General features: G+C 59.0%; 20 protein-coding genes. 13 read left to right on the top strand and 7 right to left on the bottom strand.

The genetic code is table 11. The annotated features are described in order from the left end of the window. Positions 1–29: 29 nt before the first annotated feature. From fba to ACM62Q_RS01885, 7 genes are all read left to right on the top strand, one after another. A complete protein-coding gene (fba, locus tag ACM62Q_RS01915) occupies positions 30–1,094 on the top strand; it encodes a class II fructose-bisphosphate aldolase (RefSeq protein ID WP_415033290.1) in 1,065 nt (354 codons plus the stop codon). Between the two features lie 298 nt (positions 1,095–1,392). Then, complete coding sequence (locus ACM62Q_RS01910; RefSeq protein ID WP_415033289.1) at positions 1,393–3,480, top strand: methyl-accepting chemotaxis protein; 2,088 nt, start codon at positions 1,393–1,395, stop codon at positions 3,478–3,480. 125 nt (positions 3,481–3,605) lie between these two features. Next, a complete protein-coding gene (locus tag ACM62Q_RS01905; RefSeq protein WP_415033288.1) occupies positions 3,606–4,871 on the top strand; it encodes a DNA cytosine methyltransferase in 1,266 nt (421 codons plus the stop codon). Positions 4,872–4,874: 3 nt separating this feature from the next. Beyond that, positions 4,875–5,855, top strand: coding sequence for a DUF4928 family protein (locus ACM62Q_RS01900; protein ID WP_415033287.1), 981 nt, complete (start codon positions 4,875–4,877; stop codon positions 5,853–5,855). A gap of 50 nt (positions 5,856–5,905) precedes the next feature. After that, the gene (gene dacB / locus ACM62Q_RS01895; RefSeq protein ID WP_415033286.1) at positions 5,906–7,348 is read left to right on the top strand and encodes a D-alanyl-D-alanine carboxypeptidase/D-alanyl-D-alanine-endopeptidase; all 1,443 of its coding nucleotides are present in this window, start codon (positions 5,906–5,908) and stop codon (positions 7,346–7,348) included. A gap of 102 nt (positions 7,349–7,450) precedes the next feature. Beyond that, entirely contained in the window at positions 7,451–8,164 is a 714-nt protein-coding gene (locus tag ACM62Q_RS01890; protein ID WP_415033285.1) for a hypothetical protein, read from the top strand. A 150-nt stretch (positions 8,165–8,314) separates the two neighbouring features. Further along, positions 8,315–9,124 carry a response regulator gene (locus ACM62Q_RS01885; protein ID WP_415033284.1) on the top strand — a complete coding sequence of 270 codons (810 nt, stop codon included), beginning with the start codon at positions 8,315–8,317 and terminating at the stop codon, positions 9,122–9,124. On the opposite strand, the gene ACM62Q_RS01880 is transcribed toward ACM62Q_RS01885, so the two are convergent. Further along, entirely contained in the window at positions 9,105–9,671 is a 567-nt protein-coding gene (locus tag ACM62Q_RS01880) for a hypothetical protein (protein ID WP_415033283.1), read from the bottom strand. The genes ACM62Q_RS01885 and ACM62Q_RS01880 overlap by 20 nt on opposite strands. Further along, a complete protein-coding gene (locus ACM62Q_RS01875; RefSeq protein ID WP_415033282.1) occupies positions 9,668–10,807 on the bottom strand; it encodes a hypothetical protein in 1,140 nt (379 codons plus the stop codon). The genes ACM62Q_RS01880 and ACM62Q_RS01875 overlap by 4 nt, the downstream gene beginning before the upstream one ends. A 171-nt stretch (positions 10,808–10,978) precedes the next feature. Here ACM62Q_RS01875 and ACM62Q_RS01870 point away from each other — a divergent pair, with 171 nt between their 5' ends. After that, positions 10,979–13,552, top strand: coding sequence for a putative bifunctional diguanylate cyclase/phosphodiesterase (locus ACM62Q_RS01870; RefSeq protein WP_415033281.1), 2,574 nt, complete (start codon positions 10,979–10,981; stop codon positions 13,550–13,552). 182 nt (positions 13,553–13,734) lie between these two features. Here the strand turns inward: ACM62Q_RS01870 and ACM62Q_RS01865 are convergent, their stop codons facing one another. From ACM62Q_RS01865 to ACM62Q_RS01855, 3 genes are all read right to left on the bottom strand, one after another. Further along, positions 13,735–14,058 carry a type II toxin-antitoxin system PemK/MazF family toxin gene (locus ACM62Q_RS01865; protein ID WP_415033280.1) on the bottom strand — a complete coding sequence of 108 codons (324 nt, stop codon included), beginning with the start codon at positions 14,056–14,058 and terminating at the stop codon, positions 13,735–13,737. Continuing rightward, positions 14,058–14,276 carry an antitoxin MazE family protein gene (locus ACM62Q_RS01860; protein WP_415033279.1) on the bottom strand — a complete coding sequence of 73 codons (219 nt, stop codon included), beginning with the start codon at positions 14,274–14,276 and terminating at the stop codon, positions 14,058–14,060. The genes ACM62Q_RS01865 and ACM62Q_RS01860 overlap by 1 nt, the downstream gene beginning before the upstream one ends. Positions 14,277–14,603: 327 nt before the next feature. Then, complete coding sequence (locus tag ACM62Q_RS01855; RefSeq protein ID WP_415033278.1) at positions 14,604–15,392, bottom strand: enoyl-CoA hydratase; 789 nt, start codon at positions 15,390–15,392, stop codon at positions 14,604–14,606. A 163-nt stretch (positions 15,393–15,555) separates the two neighbouring features. Between ACM62Q_RS01855 and ACM62Q_RS01850 the strand changes: the two genes are divergently transcribed. Together ACM62Q_RS01850 and ACM62Q_RS01845 are read left to right on the top strand one after the other, a co-directional pair. Next, positions 15,556–16,074: a hypothetical protein gene (locus ACM62Q_RS01850; protein ID WP_415033277.1), complete on the top strand. Its 519-nt coding sequence runs from the start codon at positions 15,556–15,558 to the stop codon at positions 16,072–16,074. A gap of 2 nt (positions 16,075–16,076) precedes the next feature. After that, on the top strand, positions 16,077–16,274 hold the full coding sequence (locus tag ACM62Q_RS01845; RefSeq protein WP_415033276.1) for a hypothetical protein: 198 nt from the start codon (positions 16,077–16,079) through the stop codon (positions 16,272–16,274). Between the two features lie 138 nt (positions 16,275–16,412). Here the strand turns inward: ACM62Q_RS01845 and ACM62Q_RS01840 are convergent, their stop codons facing one another. Then, positions 16,413–16,703: a DUF1778 domain-containing protein gene (locus ACM62Q_RS01840; RefSeq protein ID WP_415033275.1), complete on the bottom strand. Its 291-nt coding sequence runs from the start codon at positions 16,701–16,703 to the stop codon at positions 16,413–16,415. Between the two features lie 188 nt (positions 16,704–16,891). On the opposite strand from ACM62Q_RS01840, the gene ACM62Q_RS01835 reads away from it, so the two are divergent. Continuing rightward, positions 16,892–17,221 (top strand): helix-turn-helix domain-containing protein, encoded by a 330-nt coding sequence (locus tag ACM62Q_RS01835; RefSeq protein WP_415033274.1) that lies wholly within the window; start codon positions 16,892–16,894, stop codon positions 17,219–17,221. Further along, positions 17,221–18,516, top strand: a complete 1,296-nt coding sequence (locus ACM62Q_RS01830; protein ID WP_415033273.1) for a type II toxin-antitoxin system HipA family toxin — start codon at positions 17,221–17,223, stop codon at positions 18,514–18,516. Before ACM62Q_RS01835 ends, ACM62Q_RS01830 begins: the two co-directional genes overlap by 1 nt. A gap of 491 nt (positions 18,517–19,007) precedes the next feature. Here the strand turns inward: ACM62Q_RS01830 and ACM62Q_RS01825 are convergent, their stop codons facing one another. Next, complete coding sequence (locus ACM62Q_RS01825) at positions 19,008–20,171, bottom strand: porin (RefSeq protein WP_415033272.1); 1,164 nt, start codon at positions 20,169–20,171, stop codon at positions 19,008–19,010. Between the two features lie 357 nt (positions 20,172–20,528). Here ACM62Q_RS01825 and ACM62Q_RS01820 point away from each other — a divergent pair, with 357 nt between their 5' ends. Continuing rightward, complete coding sequence (locus ACM62Q_RS01820; protein ID WP_415033271.1) at positions 20,529–21,611, top strand: Fic family protein; 1,083 nt, start codon at positions 20,529–20,531, stop codon at positions 21,609–21,611. Positions 21,612–21,614 lie beyond the last annotated feature (3 nt).

Genomic DNA, 21,614 nt, shown 5'->3' with positions numbered 1-21,614 from the left:
CATCTTTCTCAATACTACGGATATTCCCCATGCCTCTCGTCTCTTTGCGCCAACTGCTCGATCATGCCGCCGAACACGATTATGGTCTGCCCGCCTTCAACGTCAACAATATGGAACAGGTGTGGGCCATCATGGAAGCGGCCAGCCAACTCGATGCGCCGGTCGTCATGCAGGCCTCCGCCGGGGCGCGTAAATATGCGGGCGAGCCTTTTCTGCGCCACCAGATTCTCGCCGCGCTCGAAGCCTATCCGCACATTCCGGTGGTGATGCACCAGGATCACGGGCAAAGCCCGGCGGTGTGCATGGCAGCGATTCGCTCCGGTTTCTCCTCGGTGATGATGGACGGCTCGCTTGAAGCCGACGGCAAGACCGTGGCGAGCTACGAATACAACGTCGCGGTGACGCGCAAGGTAACGGAATTGGCGCACAGCATCGGCGTCTCGGTGGAAGGCGAGCTGGGCGTGCTCGGCTCGCTGGAAACCCTGCAGGGCGACAAGGAAGACGGCCACGGCGCGGAAGGCCAGATGACGCGCGAGCAACTGTTGACCGACGTCGAACAGGCTGCCGACTTCGTGCGCCAGACCAACTGCGATGCGCTGGCGATTGCCATCGGCACCAGCCACGGGGCCTACAAGTTCACCAAAAAACCGACCGGCGACATTCTCGCCATCGACCGCATCGCCGAAATCCACGCCCGCATTCCCAATACCCATCTGGTCATGCACGGCTCCTCCAGCGTGCCGCAGGAACTGCTCGAGGAAATCCGCCAGTTCGGCGGCGACATGAAGGAAACCTACGGCGTGCCGGTAGAAGAAATCGTCAAAGGCATCAAACACGGCGTGCGCAAGGTCAATATCGACACCGACATCCGGCTGGCCATGACCGGCGCGATCCGCCGTTATCTGGCGGAAAACCCCGGCAAGTTCGATCCGCGTGACTACCTCAAACCGGCCCGCGAGGCGGCGAAGAAAATCTGCCTCGCCCGTTACGAAGCCTTCGGTTGCGCCGGGCAGGCGAGCAAAATCAAACCGCTGGCGCTGGATCGCATGGCGGAGCGTTATACCAGCGGCGCGCTCGATCAAATCGTGCGATAAAGCCCGTCAAACTGTTGCGACAGAAATAGTGGCGCAATGGGTTGGAAGCGGTCTGACACTGGGCCGGGGAAAGGAATCGCCCCGGCCTTGCCGTTTCTTGCCGGTCGTGGCGGGGTTTTTTGGGATGGTTTCCGGCTTTTTCTGTCGGAGGCTTAACGAAAAAGCAACAGTTTTTACCTTGGTGTTTTGTAAATTCAGAAAGTCTTTCTTGGCGAGTTGCCGAAAATGGTAATTTGAAGCATTGGCAATTTTGTGTCGTTCAATTTATTTAACAATGTTAAAAAGAGCAGGCGAATAAATGAGAAATAACCAGCCCGTCACCCGAAACGAAGTCCCCTTCCCCAGAAATTCTTACATCGTTTCCCGCACCGATCTCAAAGGTGTCATCACCTACATCAACGATACCTTTCTCGAAGTCAGCGGTTTTACCCGCGCCGAACTGATTGGCAAGGATCAAAACATCATCCGCCACCCGGACATGCCAGAGGCTGCTTTCCGCGACATGTGGCGCACCATTCAGGCCGGTAATCCGTGGCGCGGCGCGGTCAAGAACCGCTGCAAAAATGGCGATTTTTACTGGGTCGAGGCCTTCGTCATGCCCTTGAAGCGCGACGGAAATATCATCGGTTACCAGTCGGTGCGCACCCCGCTCTCCTCCAGCAAACGCGCCACGGCGGAACGGCTGTACGCGGGGGCCGGGCAAAAAGGCGCGCTGCCCAGCACGCGCAAGCGCCAGCTCTCCTTGCGCGCCCTCATTGGCGGCACCATGGCGCTGCTTCTCGGCATGATGGCGGTACTCGGGTTTTCCGGGTTGTCCGGCCTGCAAGCGAGTAATGCGCAGTTGGTTGGCATGTACAAAGAAAACATGCAGCCGAGCAATCTGGTCAACCGCGCCACTTTCCTGCTGGCCGATAACCGCACGCAGATCATGCTCGCCTTGCAGCACGATCCGGCGAATCCCGCCGCGTCTCTGCACGATCATCCCCTGGAGCGACACGTTGAGGCCTTCCAGAAAAATCGTCAGGAAATCGATGCCCTGCTGACGCAACTGAGTACGGTGCCACTGCGTGACAGCGAAAAAGCCCTGCTCGAAACCCTGCTCAGCGCGCGCAAACGTTACTCGCAGGAAGGGCTCGATCCGGTGATGGCCTCTTTGCAGGGAGGCAAATACCATGCCGCCGGCGAGGCCCTGCTCACCCAGATCAACCCGCTTTACGCCGAATTGCAGAAGGCTGCGAACGCGCTCAATGACGATCTCGCCGCCGGGGCCAATGCGCGTTACCAGGATGCGGAAGCGCGTTACGGCACGATCCGCAACCTGAGCATCGGCCTCTTGGCGCTGGCCTTGTTGCTGGCGGTGGGCGCGGGCGTTTTTCTCTTGACCAGCATCGCTACGCCAATCCGTAAAGCGGTCGAACTGTTCGAGCGCATTGCCGAAGGGCAGCTGACCGATGAAATCGAAATCGGTAATTGCAATGAAACCGGGCAGCTGCTGTGCAATCTGGCGATCATGCAGAACAATCTGAAGGTCGTGCTCGACGAAATCAACAGCGCCGCGCGCACCGTCGATCGGCGCAGCCTCCAGTTGGAACAGCAGATGCAACTGGTCAGCCAGCAATCGGAACAGCAGCAGGCCAGCGTCGAAGGCGTGGCGGCGGCAACCGAGGAATTCAGCCAGTCGGTGCAGGAAGTGGCGGCCAACGCGCACGATACCGCCCAGGCGGCGCAGGCGGCGCAGGGCCAGGTGGTGGAAAGCAACCGCCACATCAACCAGAGCATGGCAGCCACCACGCGGGTGGTCGATGCGGTCGAGTCCTCCAGCCAGACCATCAACCAGTTGAACGAGGCGATCGCCAAGATCGGCGACATCACCGGCGTGATTACCGACATCGCCAACCAGACCAATCTGCTGGCGCTCAATGCCGCGATCGAAGCGGCGCGCGCCGGCGAGCAGGGGCGCGGTTTTGCTGTGGTAGCCGACGAAGTGCGCAAGCTGGCCGAACGCACCACCGCATCCACTGCCGACATCAAGAGCACGGTGGGCGAAATTCAGGCGGTGACGGCGCAGGCGGTGAGCAGCATGAATACCGCTTCGCATGAGGTGGAAACCGGCATTGGCATGCTGCGCGAGAGCGTGGCCGGTCTGGAGAGCATTACGCAATCTTCCGGCCAGGTGACGCAGATGGCTGGGCAGATTTCCGATGCTTCGCGCCAGCAGGGCATCGCCAGTGAGGAAGTGGCGGCGAGCATGCAGCAGATCACCGACCTCATCGAGCAGAACACCGATTCGGCGCGCAACGCACGGCAGGCGGCAGAAGACCTGCTGGGTACGGCAAAAACCCTGACCCAGTTGATCGCTAGTTTCGAGCTGTATCGCAACAGCTGAAGCCGGTTTCGACAGGAGGGCAAGAAATGGGAGCTTCGCGGCTCCCATTTTTTTGGTGACTGTATACTTCACTCCGAGGAAGTCGGCGTACGCCTGACCTACGCCAATTTCACGGGAGAGTTTGCATGAAACAGGATTCGCGGCAGCACACGCTGGATCGAGCATTGGATCGCGCACTGGCGTACCGCCCTAGTCAGCGGACAACGTTCGCGCAGACCGTTGCCGGTGCGCCCGCCTCTTTGCATTTTTACGAATTTTTCGCGGGCGGCGGCATGGCGCGCATCGGCCTTGGCTCCGGTTGGTCATGTCGTTTCGCCAATGACATCGACGAGAACAAGGCGAAGGCGTATCAGCGCAACTTCCAGGATTCGGACGAACTTGTGGTTGGCGACATCGCCAAAATTGCGGTTGCAGATCTTCCGGGGCGGGTGCATCTGGCATGGGCATCGTTTCCCTGCCAAGACCTTTCACTGGCCGGCAATGGCGCAGGCCTGAAAGGTGAACGTTCGGGGGTGTTCTGGGAATTCTGGCGACTCGTCCAGGGGCTTCGGGCGGAACATCGGGCACCGCGCATCATTGTGCTGGAAAACGTTTATGGCGCGATTACGTCGCATGAAGGCCGCGACATGGCGGCGATTTGCACCGCGCTGGCCGGGGAAGGTTATCGCTTCGCGCCGCTAGTGATTGATGCCGCGCAATTCGTGCCGCAGTCCCGGCCTAGGCTGTTCATCGTCGGCTTCGCCGATGGCATCCATCCCCCCGTCGATCTTGTTTGCCCCGCGCCGCTTACTGCGTGGCACCCGGAAGCCTTTGGCATGTCCTTTGACCTATTGGATGAGGCGGTGCGCCAGCGCTGGCTTTGGCTTCGTTTGCCGGAAGTCCCGGCTCGTGCTTTGCGTTTGGTCGACATTCTTGAGGAGGAGCCGACAAGCGTGAAATGGCACTCTGCTATGGAAACGCAACAGCTTTTGTCCATGATGACGCCGATTCATCTGGAAAAGGTGAAAGCGGCGAAGAAGGCCAAGGTGAAGATGGTTGGCGCGATTTACAAGCGCACGCGCTTGGACGATCAGGGGGTTAAGCGGCAACGGGCGGAAGTTCGTTTCGATGATGTGGCGGGCTGTCTACGTACGCCGGCCGGTGGATCAAGCCGTCAGATCATCTTGGTCGTCCAGGGGGAAAAAGTCATGAGTCGCTTGCTGTCGTCGCGCGAGGCGGCGCGGCTCATGGGTATTCCGGATTCATACATCCTTCCGGCGCGATATAACGATGCCTATCATCTTGCTGGCGACGGCGTGGCTGTCCCGGTTGTTTCCTGGCTTGCGCGGCATTTGATCGAGCCCGCGTTTGTCGTCAGTGCCGCTTCCGCTGTCAACGAAGCGGTGGAGTAGACCATGTCGGACACCTGTTTGCCAAAAGCTACGTTGCGCCAAAGGTTTGACGCATTCATTGCGGCCAACACTCACAAGAAGGCGTCAGAGACGGATTTTCGCCGGAAAGGCTCGCTTGGGGTAGGCCTGATTATCACCCATACGATTATGAGCAAGCCCCTGAGTTTTCCGCTCAATCCAGAGGATTTTCTGGCGGGGGCCGGAACACAGGTCAAGAACCTGAGCGGGTCGAAAATCAAAAAAATCCTCATGACCCACGGCATCGACAAGTCGCTCGGAACAGAAGTCGGCAGGACGAACCGGGGCGCACCGCAGCATATGCGGGTCTATATCGAGTTTTTGAACAGGCTCCAGGCGGATGATGCCCTTGAACTTCAGGAGTTGATGGGGTTCTGGCTTGAAAAGGTTCGCGAGTTTTTCGCCGCCAAGCCGTTTGAGTTGAAGCTGGACCCGTCGCTTGGGCTGCGCGCGATGATCCGGCATTTGTTGAAGCAGGCCGAGGATCGCCAGCGTCAGCAACAGGGGTTCAATTTTGCCGGCACGCTTGCCCAACACCTGATCGGCGCGAAGCTCGATTTAGTGTTGGGCATCGACCCCGCCCGTCATCATGGCGCAAATCAGAACGATGCCGGAGGGCGACACGGTGACTTCTTGTTGAACGACGTATGTATTCACGTTACGACGGCACCAGGCACGCTCCTGATGCAGAAGTGCAAGGAGAATCTGAGCCATGGTTTGCGGCCCATCATCGTCACCCTCTATTCCCGCGTGGCGGTCGCGGAGGCGCTGGCTGAGGACATCGAGATCGGCAACCGTATCGACATCTTCGAGATCGAGCAGTTCATCGCCACCAACATGTTCGAGTTGAGCCTGTTCAAACCCAGTGATCGACGGATCAAAGTCGGCGAGTTCGTCGCCCGTTACAATGAATTGATCGACGAGCACGAGACGGACCCAAGCCTGAAAATCCACTTTTTAGAGTGATGACCGAGGAAGTCCTTAGGTAGTTAAATATATAAATCCCATTTTTTGCCATGTTCTTCTTGCCCCGTTTCCTTCCTGATTTCGCTCGTCGTTACTTTTTTCTTGCCGCGCTGATGCCGCTGCTGGCTGCGGCGCAAACGTCGCAGTTACCCGAGGCTGTGCAGCGTGCCTTGAGCGGCGCGAAAATTCCTGTCGCTAACGTCGCCGTGGTGGTGCAGGCCCTGGACGCGCCGGCCCCGCTTATCAGCCACAACGCTCGCCAGGCGATGAATCCGGCTTCGGTGATGAAGCTCGTCACCACCTTTGCCGCGCTCGATTTGCTGGGGCCGGCCTACACCTGGCAGACCCGCGTATCGAGCGATGCGCCGGCGGTCAATGGCGTGCTGCCCGGCAATCTCTACCTGCAAGGCAGCGGCGATCCGCAATTTGGCAGCGAGCATCTCTGGCAGTTGCTGCGTCAATTGCGGGCGCGTGGCATCGAGCGCATCACGGGGGACATCGTGCTCGACCGCAGCGTGTTCGCAGCGGTCGATTTCGATCCGGCGGCCTTCGACGGCAAACCGCTGCGCCCTTATAACGTCGGCCCGAATGGTTTGCTGCTCGATTTTCAGGCCTTGCGTTTCACCGTGCAGCCGGGCGAAGCGCAGGTCGTCAATCTGTTTCTCGATTCCCCGGTCAGCGGTTTTGCCCTGGACAACCAGTTGCGCTTGCTGGAAGGGGCCTGCGCTGATAACTGGCGCGACCGGATTCAACTGAACCTGACGCAGACGCAGAACGGCCCGCGCCTGACCGCCTCGGGCGACTACGCGCGCCAGTGCGGCGAGCGCAGCCTGAGTCTCGCGCCCTTGTCGGCGGATGCGCATGCGGCCAGCCTGATCGTCAGCCTGTGGCAGGAATTGGGTGGACGGCTGGGCGGGCGGGTGCGCGCCGGAGAAACGCCGGCGGTGGCGCAACTCTTGCTGCGGCACGACTCCCTGCCCTTGAGTCAGGCGGTGCTGGGAATCAATAAATTCAGCAACAACGTCATGGCGCGCCAGGTGTTTCTCAGCCTCGATGCCGGCACAGCCCCGGCGAGCACGGCCGGTGCCGGGCGGCGGATTCAGGTCTGGCTGACCGCTCTGGGCCTGGATTGCCCGGAACTGGTGCTGGATAACGGCTCCGGCCTGTCGCGCCGCGAACGAATCAGCGCCGCCAGCCTCAATGCCTTGCTGCGTGCCGCCTGGCAGCGCCCGGCGATGCCGGAATTCCTCGCCAGCCTGCCCCTGGCCGGCATCGATGGCACCATGAAAAAACGCTTGAAAGACAGCCCCGCCAGTGGCCGGGCGCGCATCAAGACGGGTTATCTGAACGGCGTGCGCGCCGCTGCCGGTTATGTGTTCGACCGTCAGGGCGGGCGTTACGCGGTGAGTATCATGATCAACGATCCGCGCGCGGCGGACGGCGCAGCGGCGATCGATGCCCTGCTCGATTGGCTGGCCGAAGGAGGGCGCTGATGTTTTGCCTGAGCTTGCGGCGCGCAGTGTTCACGCGGGGGGCTCGAAGGCTGTCGAGCCGCTGGGTTCGAGCGTGAGGATAAAATTTTTCCGGACAGATCGATGATGCGCGTACAAACCCCACCCCCAGAAGCCTCGTTCCAGGATTTTTTCACTGCGGCCGGCTTGAATCGCCAGCATGTTTTTGCCCTGGCAGATTTGCCGGAAAACTTGCGCGCCACGCTGCGCCCGCACGCCGGGGAAACCCAGTTGATTTTGCTCGCCCATGCCGGACGCCTGCTGTGGGAAAAGGTCCAGGCCGCCGATCTGCCGGGGGCGGACCCGATCGACGACTACACCGCAGCCTGCGTACATAAATTCTTCACGGCGCACAACATTTCCAGCCGCCTGCTCTACCCCGGCCCGGCGGCGGTCAATCTGCAGGCTTTTGGGCGGCTGGCGGGTTGGCATCATGCTGCGCCCTTCATGGTCGGTATCGATGCCGACTGGGGCAGCTGGTTCGCCTACCGCGCCGTGATCGTGGCGGCGAGTGATTTTCCGCTGAGTGCGGTGCAAGAAAAAACGCATCCCTGCCTGAGCTGTGCCGCTACGCCGTGCATCGCGGCCTGCCCTGCCGGGGCCTTGCAACCAGAATTTTCCCTGGCGGCCTGTGCCGATTACCGCTTACAGAAGGATTCTGCCTGCGCCGACAACTGCCTTGCCCGCCGCGCCTGTTCCGTCGGGCGCGAGCATGGCTACACGGTGGCGCAAATGCGGCACAGCTATTGCCGATCTTTAGCCGCCCTGCACAACTGGCGTGCGCAAATGCAGAAGTAAGCCGCAGAATTTTGTACACCAGCGTGCTCAAGTGGCTGCGCCGGCGTGCTAAGGTTTGAGGCGGAACTCAAGCTGAGTCTGTAAAAGCCCTTGGGCGGGCGCAAGGCGAAGCTTGTATCGATAGAAACAGAGGCAAAAAAGGAAAATACCGTGGCAAACGTGAATTCTGTGCGCGATCTGCAGGTTTTGCTGGTTGAGCCCTCAACAAGCCAGGCGCATCTGGTGCGGCGCATGTTGGAAAATTGCGGCGTCGCCACCGTGAAGCTCGTGGCCAGCGGGGCTGAAGCGCTGGCGGCACTGGCCGAGGAGGTGCCGGGGCGGGTGCCGGGGCGGGTGCTGATGAGCAGCCTTTATTTGCCGGATATGGCGGGCACCGACCTGGTCGAGCAACTGCGTCTGGATGCGCGCCATGCGGCGCTGCCGTTCATTCTCATTTCCAGCGAAACCCGCCCGCAACGGCTGGAGGGGGTGCGCCAATCCGGGGCCTGCCTGATCGTGCGCAAGCCATTTACGGCCGATGATTTGGCGCGCGCCCTCAATGCCGCAGTCGATTATCTCAATCCGCCGGCCGAGCTCGAGGTCGAAGAAATCGAAGCTTTGCGTGTTTTGGTGGTCGATGACAGTTTTGCCTCGCGCCAGCATTTGCAGCGCCTCTTGCACAGCCTGGGCATCGAGCAGGTGACGCTATGCAATAACGGCAAGGAAGCGGTGGCGATTCTGTCTGAAAGCATGGTCGATCTGGTCATCACCGATTACAACATGCCGGAAATGGACGGCGCGGCGCTCACTGCCTATATCCGTCAGCAAAGCTGGCAAAGCGACGTGCCGATTCTGCTCGTCACCAGCGAACAGAACCAAGGCCGTCTGGCCGCCGTCGAGCGCGCTGGCGTCTCGGCCATTTGCGACAAGCCGTTCGATGCAGCCAGCATCCGGCGTTTGATTAGCGATGCCTTGCACTAGGCCCGATACCTCGCTTGAATCTGCCGTGCAAGGCGTGGCGCAGGACCACAAAGGCGCAGCAGACAAGGAGCAGCGGGTCGAATAAAACATCCCACAGGTTGGGAAAAAACCCCGTCAGCCAAACGCCCAGATCGATCGCGAGTATTGCAAGCCACAGCGTCTGGCGCTGCCACCAGAGCAGCACGACCAGCCCAGCCAGAGCGAAGAGCAGCGCCTGGGGTTGAAAACCGAGCGCATAGGGGAACAGCTTCCCCCAGATATTTGCGGCCAGATAAAAGCCCAGCGCGCAGGTCAAAATGAAGGCCGCGCTGCGCCTGCTCAGAGGGTAGTGCGCGCGCTTGGGCAGGCAGAGCAGGGCGAGCAGGAGGAGCGTGATCGACGGCGGCCCGAACCAGGCGTGCAACACCGGGGCGATGCCCGCCAGCAAGGCAATGCTGCTGGCAATGAGTGCGGCGCGCGGGCGCAGGTTTCCCAGCGGCAGCAGGCTGATGAGTGCGCCGCACAACAGGCCGTGCGCCAATAAACCGTAAGCGGCCTGGGGGTTCATGGTCGGTGCGCCGTCGTCATTGCCGCATCCAGCCAGGCCGGCGTAAAGGCCAAATGGTGCAGTTGTGCATCCTGTCCGACATAAACGAGGTGGATGCGCCCATCCGGCGTTTGCTGCAGCGCCGGGGTGGGTGGAACGACGGCGGTGTCCGGCGTGGGCGAGGAGGCGCTGATGTCGTGCAACAGTTGCCAGTTCTGGCTGCTGACATCGGTGCGCCACAAACGCAGCCGGCTGCCTTCCGGGTCGGCGCTGCCTGCCAGCAGCCAGCGTGCGTCAGCAAGTTTGAGCAGGGCGTGCGGGCCGTGACAGGGCAGCGGCGGGGGCGCGGCAGGGGGCGCGGTAGGGGGTAAGCTTTCCGGTAATCCCTGGAGGTTTTTTTCTGTTGTATCAGACAGTGCACGCAACTGCGCACCCAACTGCGCCCCCAGCAACCTACCCTCGGCATCGGTGCGCAGCGCCCAATCCGCCGCGCCCTGCAAGGGCAACAGGCTGCCGCCGTCGGCCAGGGGGAGGGGCGTGCCGGCCAGCCTCGGTGCGCCGGCCAACCAGGCGGAGAAGAGCAGTCGGCGCGGCGTCTGCCAGTGGTGTCCGGCATCGTTCGAACCCATGAAATAAAGTGCCGGGTGATTGTTCAGGCCGGGGCCGTGGGCGTTAAACCACAGACTCAGGCGTTCGCCGTGCGCGGCAAATTGCAGCCCGGAAAATCCGCTCAAATGGGCCAGCCCATGCCCTGCCGCGGTTTCGCGCGTGCTCAGGGCAAAGGCTTCGTGCCAGCCCCGGGCGGCCAGCGTGCTGAACCAGATTGCCTGGTCCGCCTGATAAACACCATGCCCCACGCCCAGCCAAACCGCGGCCAGGCGTCCATCGGCCAGCACGGCCAGACGTGGCGAAGCGGCAGCGCGGCTGCTGCCGGGCAGGGTGCGCGTTTCGAACAGGGCAGGTAGCGGTTTCTCTGCGGGGGGTGTGGGGGCTGTTACCCTAAGCCTCGCGGGCGGCGGGGATTTTTTCTCATAAGCGAATACCAGCAATAAGGCGCATAGCCCGGCCGCCAGACTCGCCCAGCGCCGGGAGGTCGGGGTGGAATGGTCTGCAGAAAAAATGCGCCCGAATGGTGCTGGATCAGAAGGGTTTGCCATGGGCGGATTGTAAAACAGCCGCCTTGCCCATAGCGCCGGCAGGCGTGCGTGGGTGCGCGGTCCATTGCCAACAATGTTGCCTGAGAGGGGGAAAGTCTTCAGGATTTTCTTTTGCCGGATCAAGGACGTGGCGCAAAAGAGGGGGATAATCCCCGCGCGAGGAGAGACAAGATGCGTATTCATCGATTTATTTTGGCCACTTCCGCCATTGTGGCTGCGCTCTTTTTTGGCGGGGCGTATTGGGCGCTCGATCGGGTTTTTGATCACATTGTGCGCGACAACGCTGTGCGCGCTTCCGAATCGGCGACCCGCATCACGTTTGCCGCCATGTACCAGCTCATGAGCAAGGGGTGGAGTCGCAGCCAGGCGGATGATTTTTTGCGCACTGTGGCCAACTCCGGCACCGATGACAGCTTGCAGGTGCAGATTTATCGCGGCCCCCTGGTGGAAGACCTGTACGGCATCATCGCCCAGCCGCCGCTTGATGCGCCGTTGCATGAAGCGCTCGCCAGCGGCAAGGCGCTGCGTTTGGACAGCACCAGCGAGGCGCGCCACATCTACCCGCTGGTGGCGGATCGGCGCTGCCTGAAGTGTCACGATAACGTCAAGGAAGGCGTCGCCCTCGGGGCGATCGAGGTGCGCCAGCAATACGCCGGCCTGCTTGAAGAGGCGCGCCGCGAACTGTTTTGGGCCTTTGCCTTGCTCTTGCCGATTGCCGGCATTCTGGCCGGGGCGGCCGTGTGGTGGGTGGGGCGGCGTATCGAAAATGCCGTGCAACGCTTGCAGGCAGAGTTTGAAGAAGTCGAAGCGGTGTCCGATTTGAAAGCGCTCACGGTCAGTGAGCGGGATTTTGGTTTTCTCGAGCTGAACCGCGTCGATCAGGCCTTGCGCGGGCTGCTCGACAAACTGCGCGGGATTGCCGTGGATAAGGAGATTTTGAGTTTTGAAATCGGCCTCCTGGAAAAATTCGTCATCACCGCCGAAGTCGTGCGTGACTGGCGCGAATACGTCAGCCGCCTGTTGATCGACATCAACACCATTTTGCCGGCTCACACGCTGTTTTCCATTTTCAAGATCGACGAAGAAATGTTCGATCTCGAAGTTTTCTGGTATGGCCCGGCAAGCTTTGAAACGCGTCAGCGCATGGAGGAATACATCCGTCAATCTCTATGCGAAGCTGATAATTTTTCCGAAGGCCGCATGTTTGCCATTCACCACCACATCGCCGATGCCACTGCGCCGACGGTGGTCTTGAGCGATGACGAAGTCGCTCTGCGGGTGAAATCCTTCTTCGTCGATAAACCGAAAATCGGCGGCATCGTCGGCATCGGCGTGCAGGCCGGAGTGCTCGAAGACGAAACGCGCTATTTGGTGGTGGAAAGCGTGTTGTCCACGCTCTTGAACGTGGTCGGCTCGGTCAAGGCGATTTACAAATACACGCGTGATCTGGAGTATTACGCAACCCGCGATCCGCTCACCGATCTGTTCAATCAGCGCGTTTTCTGGGAGCTTTCCAGCTACGAAATCGGCCGCGCCCAGCGCCACGGCTACAGTTTTGGCCTGCTCTTGATCGATCTGGATAACTTCAAGTTGATCAACGACAACTACGGCCACAGCGCCGGCGACAGTTATTTGCAGCGCCTGGCGCGGCAACTGCAAGCGGCCCTGCGCGAGGGCGATATTCTGGCGCGTTACGGCGGCGATGAGTTCGTTGCCGTGCTGCCCGAAGCCAGCCTGGACACCGTCGTGCTGGTGGCGCAGCGGGTGCGCGCCGCGATCGAGCGTCTGGAAGTGCCGGTCAATGACAGCGTGCAGTTGCGCGGCACGGCCTCGGTGGGCCTGGCGGTTTATCCGGAACATGCCAACAACGCCAAAGACCTGCTCATGTTCGCCGACAACATGATGTACCGCGCCAAGGCCGCCGGTAAGGATCAAGTGGCGGTGCCGACGGCAGATGATGTGGTCGATATCTTCCGCGACCTCTCGCAAAAGAGCCAGATGGTGATGGACGCCATCGAGAACAAGCGCATCATTCCTTACTTCCAGCCCATTCTGGATGTCGCCGGCAAAAAGATCGCCGCCTATGAAGTCTTGTCGCGCATCGACCTCGCCGGGCAGATGATTCGCGCCGACGAATTTGTCGAGCTCGCCGAAAAAATGGGCGTCATCCACCGTCTCGACATGCTGGTGCTGGAACGGGCGCTGAAATCCTTGCAGGCGCAGGGGCATCAGGGCGAGATTTTCGTCAATCTTTCACCGCGCGCCCTGGTGCTGAATGAGTTTTCCCGCGAATTGCGCCGCATCGTTGCGGAAAACGGCGTCGCCCCGGGGCGTATCGTGTTCGAGATCACCGAGCGCGATACGGTCAAAAACCTCGCGGTGCTGGAACAATTCCTCATCGATCTGAAAGCCGACGGTTTCAAGCTCGCCATCGACGATTTCGGCTCCGGGTTTTCCTCTTTCCATTATCTGCGCCGCTTCCCCATCGACTACCTCAAGATCGAGGGCGACTTTATCGCCAACATGCTGAGCAGCGACAAGGACCGCACCTTCGTCACCAGCATCCGCTCCCTGGCACGCGAAATGGGCATTGCCGTGGTCGCCGAATACGTCGAATCCGCCGAAGTACTGGTCGAACTGGAAAAAATGGACGTACACCGCGCCCAGGGCTACTACATCGGCCGCCCCGCTCCGCAAATTCTGCCCGAGGCCTGGACAGCGCCGGCATCCGGCCACGGACTTTAACTGTGCCAGCTGATTCGCTTTGCGAAAATCCGCGTTCAATGCTTTTTTCCAGCACCGCCGCCTTGGCTAGGCCCTGGGCGGTTTGGATTTGTTTAAAACTTTGGTTATGTGCAAACCGAGGTTGGAATGTGGAGCAAAAGATTAACTTGCTTGCTTCAGTTGGTTGGAGTTCTCGAAAATTTCTAGTGAGCAATACCGAGAAATACAGCCAGGCAACGCTCAACCTCAATCAACACTTCGGCGTCAATACGCCCGAAGGCCGGACCTAACTTGTCGCGTTTCACTGTCATAGCCTTGTCCACCATGATTTGAGATGGTTTCTGCAAACCGTTCTTCTTGCTCGGCTGAACGGTCACCCGCAGCAACGGTGCGGCAACAAGTGTACTGGTGACGGGCAACACCGTAACGCTACTGTGCTCATTGAATGAGTTGGCCTGAACTACAAGCGCTGGCCGTGGTTTGCCAAAGTCGCCCTGTATGGCGATAGTCACAAGGTCGCCGCGCATTATTCCGTCCAGTCGTCCACGTCCACCAAGGCTTCATCCATGAGCTGCTCCATGGCAGTGTCGGCACTGTCGGCCTGAGATACAAGCAAACATTGGCGGCGGCACTCCTCCGCGAAGTCAGGACGGCGCGTGTCAGGCACCCAGATTTGAATCGGACGCAGCCCCGCCATGCGCAGTGCTTCGCGGTGCTTCTGAACTCTTTGGTTTACGTGTGCCATGCTTACCCCCGGTTGTTACATGCAACAATTTACATGTCTTTTTTGTTACATGCAACACCAAAACAAATTGGATGCTCCAACCAACTTTTGCACAGAACGGAGTTGCTAGCTTTCACCATCTTTGGGCAGCATCCAAGCGCAGATTGCAAATGACCAAAATTTTTTTAGCGCGGAATGGGTGGATGGACGCGGATAGACGCGGATCCAAGGCGATTCACGGGTTTGTCCGTGTCATCAAATTTGGTTCGCGTAAATCCGCGTTCAATGCCGTTTTCCAGCATTTCTTGCACAGCGGCCAGAAAGCTCGGCGAGTCCGGCGGGCTGGGTTTAGCAGCCTTTGTAGCAAGGTTTGCGTTTTTGCATGAAGGCGTCGATGCCTTCGCCGGCGTCTTCGCTCATCATGTTGCAGGCCATGACTTCGCCGGCGTAGGCATAGGCTTCGGCCAGGTCCATTTCCAGCTGCTGGTAGAACATGCCCTTGCCGGTGCGGATGGCGACGGCGCTTTTCGCCAGGATATTGCCGGCCAGCGCCTCGATTTCCGCATCCAGCGCATCGGCAGGGACGACACGGTTGACCAGGCCCTTGGCGCGGGCTTCCATGGCGTCGATGAAATCGCCGGTGAGCAGCATCTCCAGCGCCGCCTTGCGCCCCAGATTGCGCGCCAGGCCGACGGCGGGCGTGGAGCAAAACAGGCCGACATTGATGCCGGAGACGGCAAATTTCGCCACATCGGCCGCCACCGCCAGGTCGCACATCGATACCAGCTGGCAGCCGGCGGCGGTGGCGATGCCGTGCACGCGGGCGATGACCGGCTGCGGCATGCGGGTGAGGGTGAGCATGACCTCGGCGCATTGCTTGAACAACGCCTGCATGTAGGCCTTGCTGTGATTGGCGCGCATCTCCTTCAGATCGTGCCCGGCGCAGAAGGCTTTGCCGGCCCCGGCGATCACCACCACACGTACCTTTTCATCGGCGGCGATGGCATCAAGCTCTTTTTGCAGCGCGCCCAGCAAGGCTTCCGAGAGCGAATTGAACTGGCCGGGGCGGTTCAGGGTCAGGGTGGTCAGGCCGTCGGCGCGGTCGGCGCGCAGCAAAAGGCTGTCATCGTGATTCATGCGGTCTCCTTGGTGGGTTATTGGTGAGTGGCTGAATGTACCCGAGAGCCGCCGCCTGTGCCAGCCCGCGCCGTCGGTGCGGGGCGCTTTTGCCGGCTTGTGTCTTGGCCTTGCTCATTCTGTCGCGTTGGATGCCGCCAAGAAAAGCTGGTAGCCTACAGCCATGACCAAAGCCAAACACGACGAGTACGACGATATTCGACAAGCCTTCTATGAGTTCTTGCATCTGCGGATTTTGCATTTGACAGGGTTCGTAGTCGAGGTTTCGGCCGCCGAGTATTCCTTAGTGGAACAGGCTATGGATTGGCGTAATCGACGGTATCCGTGGGATTGGTTTGAGATAAAGCGGAGGTTCCGCAATATCCCGGCCCGGTTCGAGCTGGCGGTTAGCGTGAATGGTGAGTTGTGCGGGCTAATGATTGGGAAACCCTCTCGTGGACGAAGGCATGTATCTGCTTACTTCCTGGAGGGGAACTCAGACCAAAACCATCCACTCAAAGGACAGGTGCTCCCCATCCTGTTGGACGGGTTGGCCCTGTACGGCGAGGCGCTTGGTTGTTCGTACATTCGCCTGATTCAGCCGGTCGATGGCTTGATTTCGCGGTACGAACAGGCTGGCTTCACAGTTGCAACCGACAAAATTCATCGCATATACTGCGAGAAATCCCTGAAAAGGAGCTAAACATGGCAGCAGTCTTGGAAAGAACGCCCCCTCCGCAAGCCACTGCGTTTGTGCGGGATGCTGTTGCTCGTATGCAGGCCGCTCCGCGCTTCTTCAATCAGGAAGAGTGGAATGCGCTTGCGTCGTATGATGGCCCTGTTGTTTCTGGTGACCCTGAAGGTCGCATCCCGGAAAACTTGGAAGCAGACGACAACGAGTAAATACTCTACGCAATCTCAAAACCCCCGCGCAGTCTCTGCTGGGGGTTTTTCCGTTTACGGGATACTGGTCAAAAGGGCTAGAATTTGCTGCTTTCATCGGAAAATCCGAAGCCCCAGCTTTTCCTGTCGTGCCTGTCGTCAAGCGGTAGAACCAGCATCGTTCTTTAACCCCAGATAGCGGGCTTGCGCCTGAAGAAATTTTTCATTGCGCGGCGGCGGATTCTCAATCATCTCCAGCAGCCGCAAAGATTCGCGTCGAGTCAGGACAATCGCTGATTCGCTTTCAATGAGTTTTTCAGCCTTTTCGAGAGCCGCTTGAACGACAAACTGGTTCAGCGTCGCGCCAACGAGGTCCGCTGCCGCTTGCAGTTTTTCCTGCACATGGTCAGTGATTCTCGTGGTGAGCCGCTTTCCTGTCTGAGCGAGCATGGCAGCCTCCTTGGTGGGCAATGGTTGATGGCTCTCAGTATAGAGGCGTGGCCTCATTTTGTCGCCATTTGGCGACTTGTGCGGCTGGGGAGTTGCTCTTTTCGGTGTGGATAGGGTTAAGGTTTTTTTCGATATAATGATTCTGTTGAGGCCTTAAAGCCATCATTATCGTTCCAAAGAGAATTCTTATGCTTGATCTCCCTGTCCCTCTTCCTGTCGAGCGGGCCATTCGGAAGCTTGGCAGCGACATTTCGCGCGCGCGCCGGCGTCGCCGCATCTCTCAGGCTTCTCTGGCCGAGCGTATGGGGGCGTCCCTGTCTACCGTGCGCAGGATGGAGAAAGGCGATCTGCGCGTCCCCATCCACTTTTTCGCCCGCGCACTGCATGTTTTCGGCGAGATTCAGGCGCTCGAGCGCCTGCTGGATACGCCGAATGATGAAATCGGCCTGATGCTGATGGACGAGCATTTGCCTCAGCGGGTGCGCAGCAAGTCAGGCAGCGTATCGGGGGCGCTGTGATGGCTGTTGCCGCACCGATTCGCCAGCAGGTTCAGGTCGGCATCGGCAAGGCCGGTCTTGCTTTGGGCGAACTCATCTATGTCCGGCAAGGCCGGCGTGAACATTGTGCCTTTGCCTACGATGAAGCTTGGCTGGCTAATTCGGCACGCTTCAACGTATCGGCCGATCTGCGGCTGGCTTCTGGCCACCAGCCACACAGAGCTGCGTCGGCTCACGATTCCGTGTTCCATGGCGCAATTGCCGATACGGCACCGGATGCCTGGGGCCGGCGCGTCATCGCCCGCGACCATGCCAAACGCCGCAAGTCTGACCCGCATTTGGCACCGCTCACCGAACTGGATTATTTGCTGGCGGTGGATGATTTCAGCCGACTAGGCGCTTTGCGCCTGCGCGATCTGGACGGGGATTGGCAGCGTACAGTGCCTCCGGGGCAGCGCAGCACCTCGCCGATGATCGAGCTGGAACGCATCTATCAGGCCAGCCGGGCCGTCGAGCACGGCCAGGAAACCGCTGAGGATTTACGCTATTTGCAGGGTAAAGGGACTTCCTTGGGGGGGATGCGGCCCAAGTGCACTTTGGTGGATGAAGAGGGGCGGCTGGCCATCGGAAAATTTCCGAGCGTCAGCGACGCGCGTAGCGTGACGCGTGGCGAAGTGCTGGCCTTGAAATTGGCGGCGCTCGCGGGCATCGATGCCGCGCCTGCACGCATCGTCTTGCTCGCGGAGGTACCCGTTGCTGTCGTCCGCCGCTTCGACCGTGACGAATCCGGTGGCCGCATTCCTTATCAGTCGGCCGCCTCGATGCTGCAAGCATCGCGTGAAGAAGATCGCAGCTATACCGAAATTGCCGACATCATTCGTGCCTGCGGCCACAGCCCGACCCGGGATTTGCATCAACTCTGGCGTCGCCTCGTGTTCAACCTGCTGCTGACCAACGTCGACGATCATTTGCAAAATCATGGTTTCCTGCACGTCGAGCACGGCTTATGGCGCATCGCGCCAGCCTTCGATATCAACCCTTTTCCGGATAAGGCGCGGGAGTCCAAAACCTGGTTGTCCGAGGAAGATGGGCCGATCACCGATGTGCCCATGCTGCTGGCCCGCGCACCCTATTTTGCCTTGGACGAAAAACAGGCGATGCTCATTCTGGCCGAGGTTCATGGTGCCTTGGCGAACTGGCGACAAATTGCTCTCTCCGCAGAGGTCGGGCTGCGCCCCAAGGATCTGGATGATTTTACCGCCGCTTTCGAGCATGAACAGATGGATGCCAGCACGGCCCTGCTCCGCCGGGCCTGAGGCGGAACACGGCAGCAAACGTCAATTCGGCCATACACCATGTGGCCCCGCGCCGTCGGCGCAGGGTGATCTTGTCGGCAGAGGTAGTTTCCTGCCGCCAGTTTGGCGCGTTCGGCTGCCATGCAGACATCGCAGTATTGCGCGAGGTTTGCCAAAAGCTGCCGCTGCTCATCGCTAAATGATTGAAAAATCACGGTTTATCCTGTTTTGTCAAGTTTTGCTGTTTTCAGGATAATCTTTGTTTATTCAATTTACTCGCCCTGTGTATCGACAGGCGTTTTCTGCGGGGCGATCTTCTCCAATACGGCAAATGCCGCAGATTCAGGGGGCTGGGGATCGGCTTGCTGTTCAATCCGACCTCTGAGCACTTCAGCCGCCGCGCGGTTCTTCTGCTTGGCGGCGGACGGGTGAGCAGCTTGCTGGCTGGAAAGGTGAACGCAAAACAGCCGCCCGTAGGCGGCTGTTTCTGGTTCTAAGCTAGCAGGGCTAGATTAGAAGGCGTGACGCAGGCCGACGCCGTAGTAGTTGGCGTCCAGGCGGTTGGCGGTACCGGGAGCAATACCATTGACGACAACCAAGGAGCCGTTGTACTGGCTGTTGTTGAAGTCTTGGGTTGCGAAGGCGGCGTAAGCCGTGGTGCGCTTGGACAACGAATAGGTGGCAGCCAGGCTGAATGCCTTGTCCTTGTTGTCGCTCAGGTTGTTAGCACGCTCCACCTTGGCTTGGGCGTATTCACCGATGACGGCGATCTTGGCGGTGACCGGCACGGTGGCCGAAACGACCCAGCGCTTGTTCTTCAGGTTGCCCTGGCTGACACCAAGCCCATTGAGACCCTGCTCAAGCTTGGCTTGCTGGTAAGCAGCTTGCAGTTTGACGACGCCAAAGTCGTAACCCGCACGCACACCCCATTCTTTTGCATCAGAGTTTTTGGCATTGGCTACGCCGAAAGCATTGAGCGGGGTCAGGGCGGTAGCAGCACCGGTTTTTTCAACAGAAACCAAACCGTACACCAAACCAGCGGTCAGCGGGCCGCCGTCGTAGTTGACAGCCAGCAGGGTGGCGCTATTGTCAGCGCGGTCGTCTGCGGCAGCGCTTTCGCTCAGGCGAGCATGATTGATAGCAAAGGTCGCGCCACCGAAGGAGGGCGAGATGTAGGCAACGGCGTTGTTGGCACGGCTGACGGCGTTGAGCAGCGGGAAATTGTTGGCACCAGCAACAGGACCGCCAACCAAGTTGACTGCGCCGATAGCGGTCGAGCCCGCCAGAGCCGAGCCGGCAACGGTGAAGTCCAGGCCGGCGGTTTGCAGACGGCCGGCAACGGCGGTACCGAAGCCGCCGGTCAGGCCGACGAATTGTTGGCGAGCATTGGCAACGCCGCCGTTAGAGACACCGATACCGGTGTTGTTGTCCAGCAGCAGGCCGTATTCCAGGGTGAAGATGGCCTTCAGGCCGTTGCCCAGGTCTTCTGCGCCCTTGAAGCCGATGCGCGAGGTGGACAGCACGCCGGAGTTGATGTTGTTCTGGTACTTGAAGTGGTCGCGGTCGACACCGACGTAACCGACGTCAGCGATACCGTAGATGGTGACATTGGTTTGCGCGAAGGCAGCGCCGGAAGCGGCAGCGGCGATGGCCAGAGCGATGAGTTTCTTTTGCATCAGAAGATCTCCTAGATGGTTAGTTTTTGGTGGCTAGCGAAAAGAAGTTTTCGTTATCCACCAAGCTTTACCTCTCAGAACGAGAAGTTGAGGGGCATTCTGCAAGCATGGGCCGGGGGCGGCAAGGCCAAAGCGCGGTGTTCGGGATGTTTTGTTAAGTTTTGTTGTGCGAGCGCAACAGGTTTTTTTGCTTAGTCTGCTTTCAGCCGAAAAGCGCACTCCTTTACGACGTGGTATGCCTCAAGCACAAAATTCATGACGGGCTCCAAGGCGGCAACGCCCCTTGCAACACGTTCTTGCTGCAATGTTGCAATTTATGTTGCAGAGATGCAACATCTCACGCAACATCATTAGGGGATGAATATGCCGCTTACTGAGCGTCAGCAAAAAATCATCGATGCGTTTCTTGAAGCGCCGGAGGAAACAAGGTCTGTTGCAGACTTTGCGGAATTCGGCGTGGAGAGGACTACGGTCTTTCGTGACATCAAAAAGCTCGTACAGGCCGGATTGCTTCAGCTTGAAGGGAAAGCATACCGTGTCAATACTGACTCAGATGCTTACCTGCGTTGGGATTTGTCTCGCGCTCCGCATCATCGGGAGACAGTGCGCTACAACCCAAGGCTGCTTGGCGATTACCGCCCGAATTCGACGTTTCTGCTAACAGACAATCAGCTCTTGGCGCTTGAACAGGCAGGCAAGGTAGAAGGAATTGCAGAAGCCAAAGAAAAGGGCAAGCTGTATGAGCGTGTGTTGGCATCCTTGTTGATAGATTTGACCCACGCATCAAGCAACTTGGAAAACGTCAATATTTCATGGCTCGACACCAAAACCCTGATTGAATTCGGAGAGCGCCCTGAAGGCTTGACGGAAAAGCAGATGCGAATTGTGCTCAACCACAAGGAAGCGATTTCGTTCCTGAAGGAACATGGCTCAGGCTTGTCCTTTGCAAAACGAGATTTGCTGGACATCCATTCCTTACTCATCAAGGGCTTGCTCGGTGACACCTCTGCGGTGGGTGCTTTGCGTTCGGTTGTGGTTAAGTTTGACGACAGCAAATACCTGCCGCCAGATAATCCGCACCAACTCAAGGCGATCTTCGACGAGTTCTGCGAAAAGGCTGACGCTATTGCAAACCCATATGAACAGGCATTCTTCGCCATGGTGTTCATCTCTTACATCCAGCCGTTTCAGGATGGCAATAAGCGAACATCACGCATTGCGATGAACATTCCGCTGGTGAAGCATGCCCTTGCGCCGTTCTCGTTCTCAGACATTCGGGGCCGGGATTACACGTTTGGGTTGTTGGCGTTTTACGAAAGAGGAAAGCACAGCTTTTTGGCCAATACTTTTACGGCAGCCTACCAAAAATCTGCGGCTCGTTACGGTGACCTTGTGTCGCACATCAATGACGGTGGCCTGCTGGGCACTATCTCAACTTAACTT

Origin of the sequence: Azonexus sp. (assembly GCF_047638095.1) — a bacterium.
GTDB lineage: Bacteria > Pseudomonadota > Gammaproteobacteria > Burkholderiales > Rhodocyclaceae > Azonexus.
Note: the sequence above shows the minus strand (reverse complement) of the source record. Positions and strands in the feature narration are given on the sequence as shown.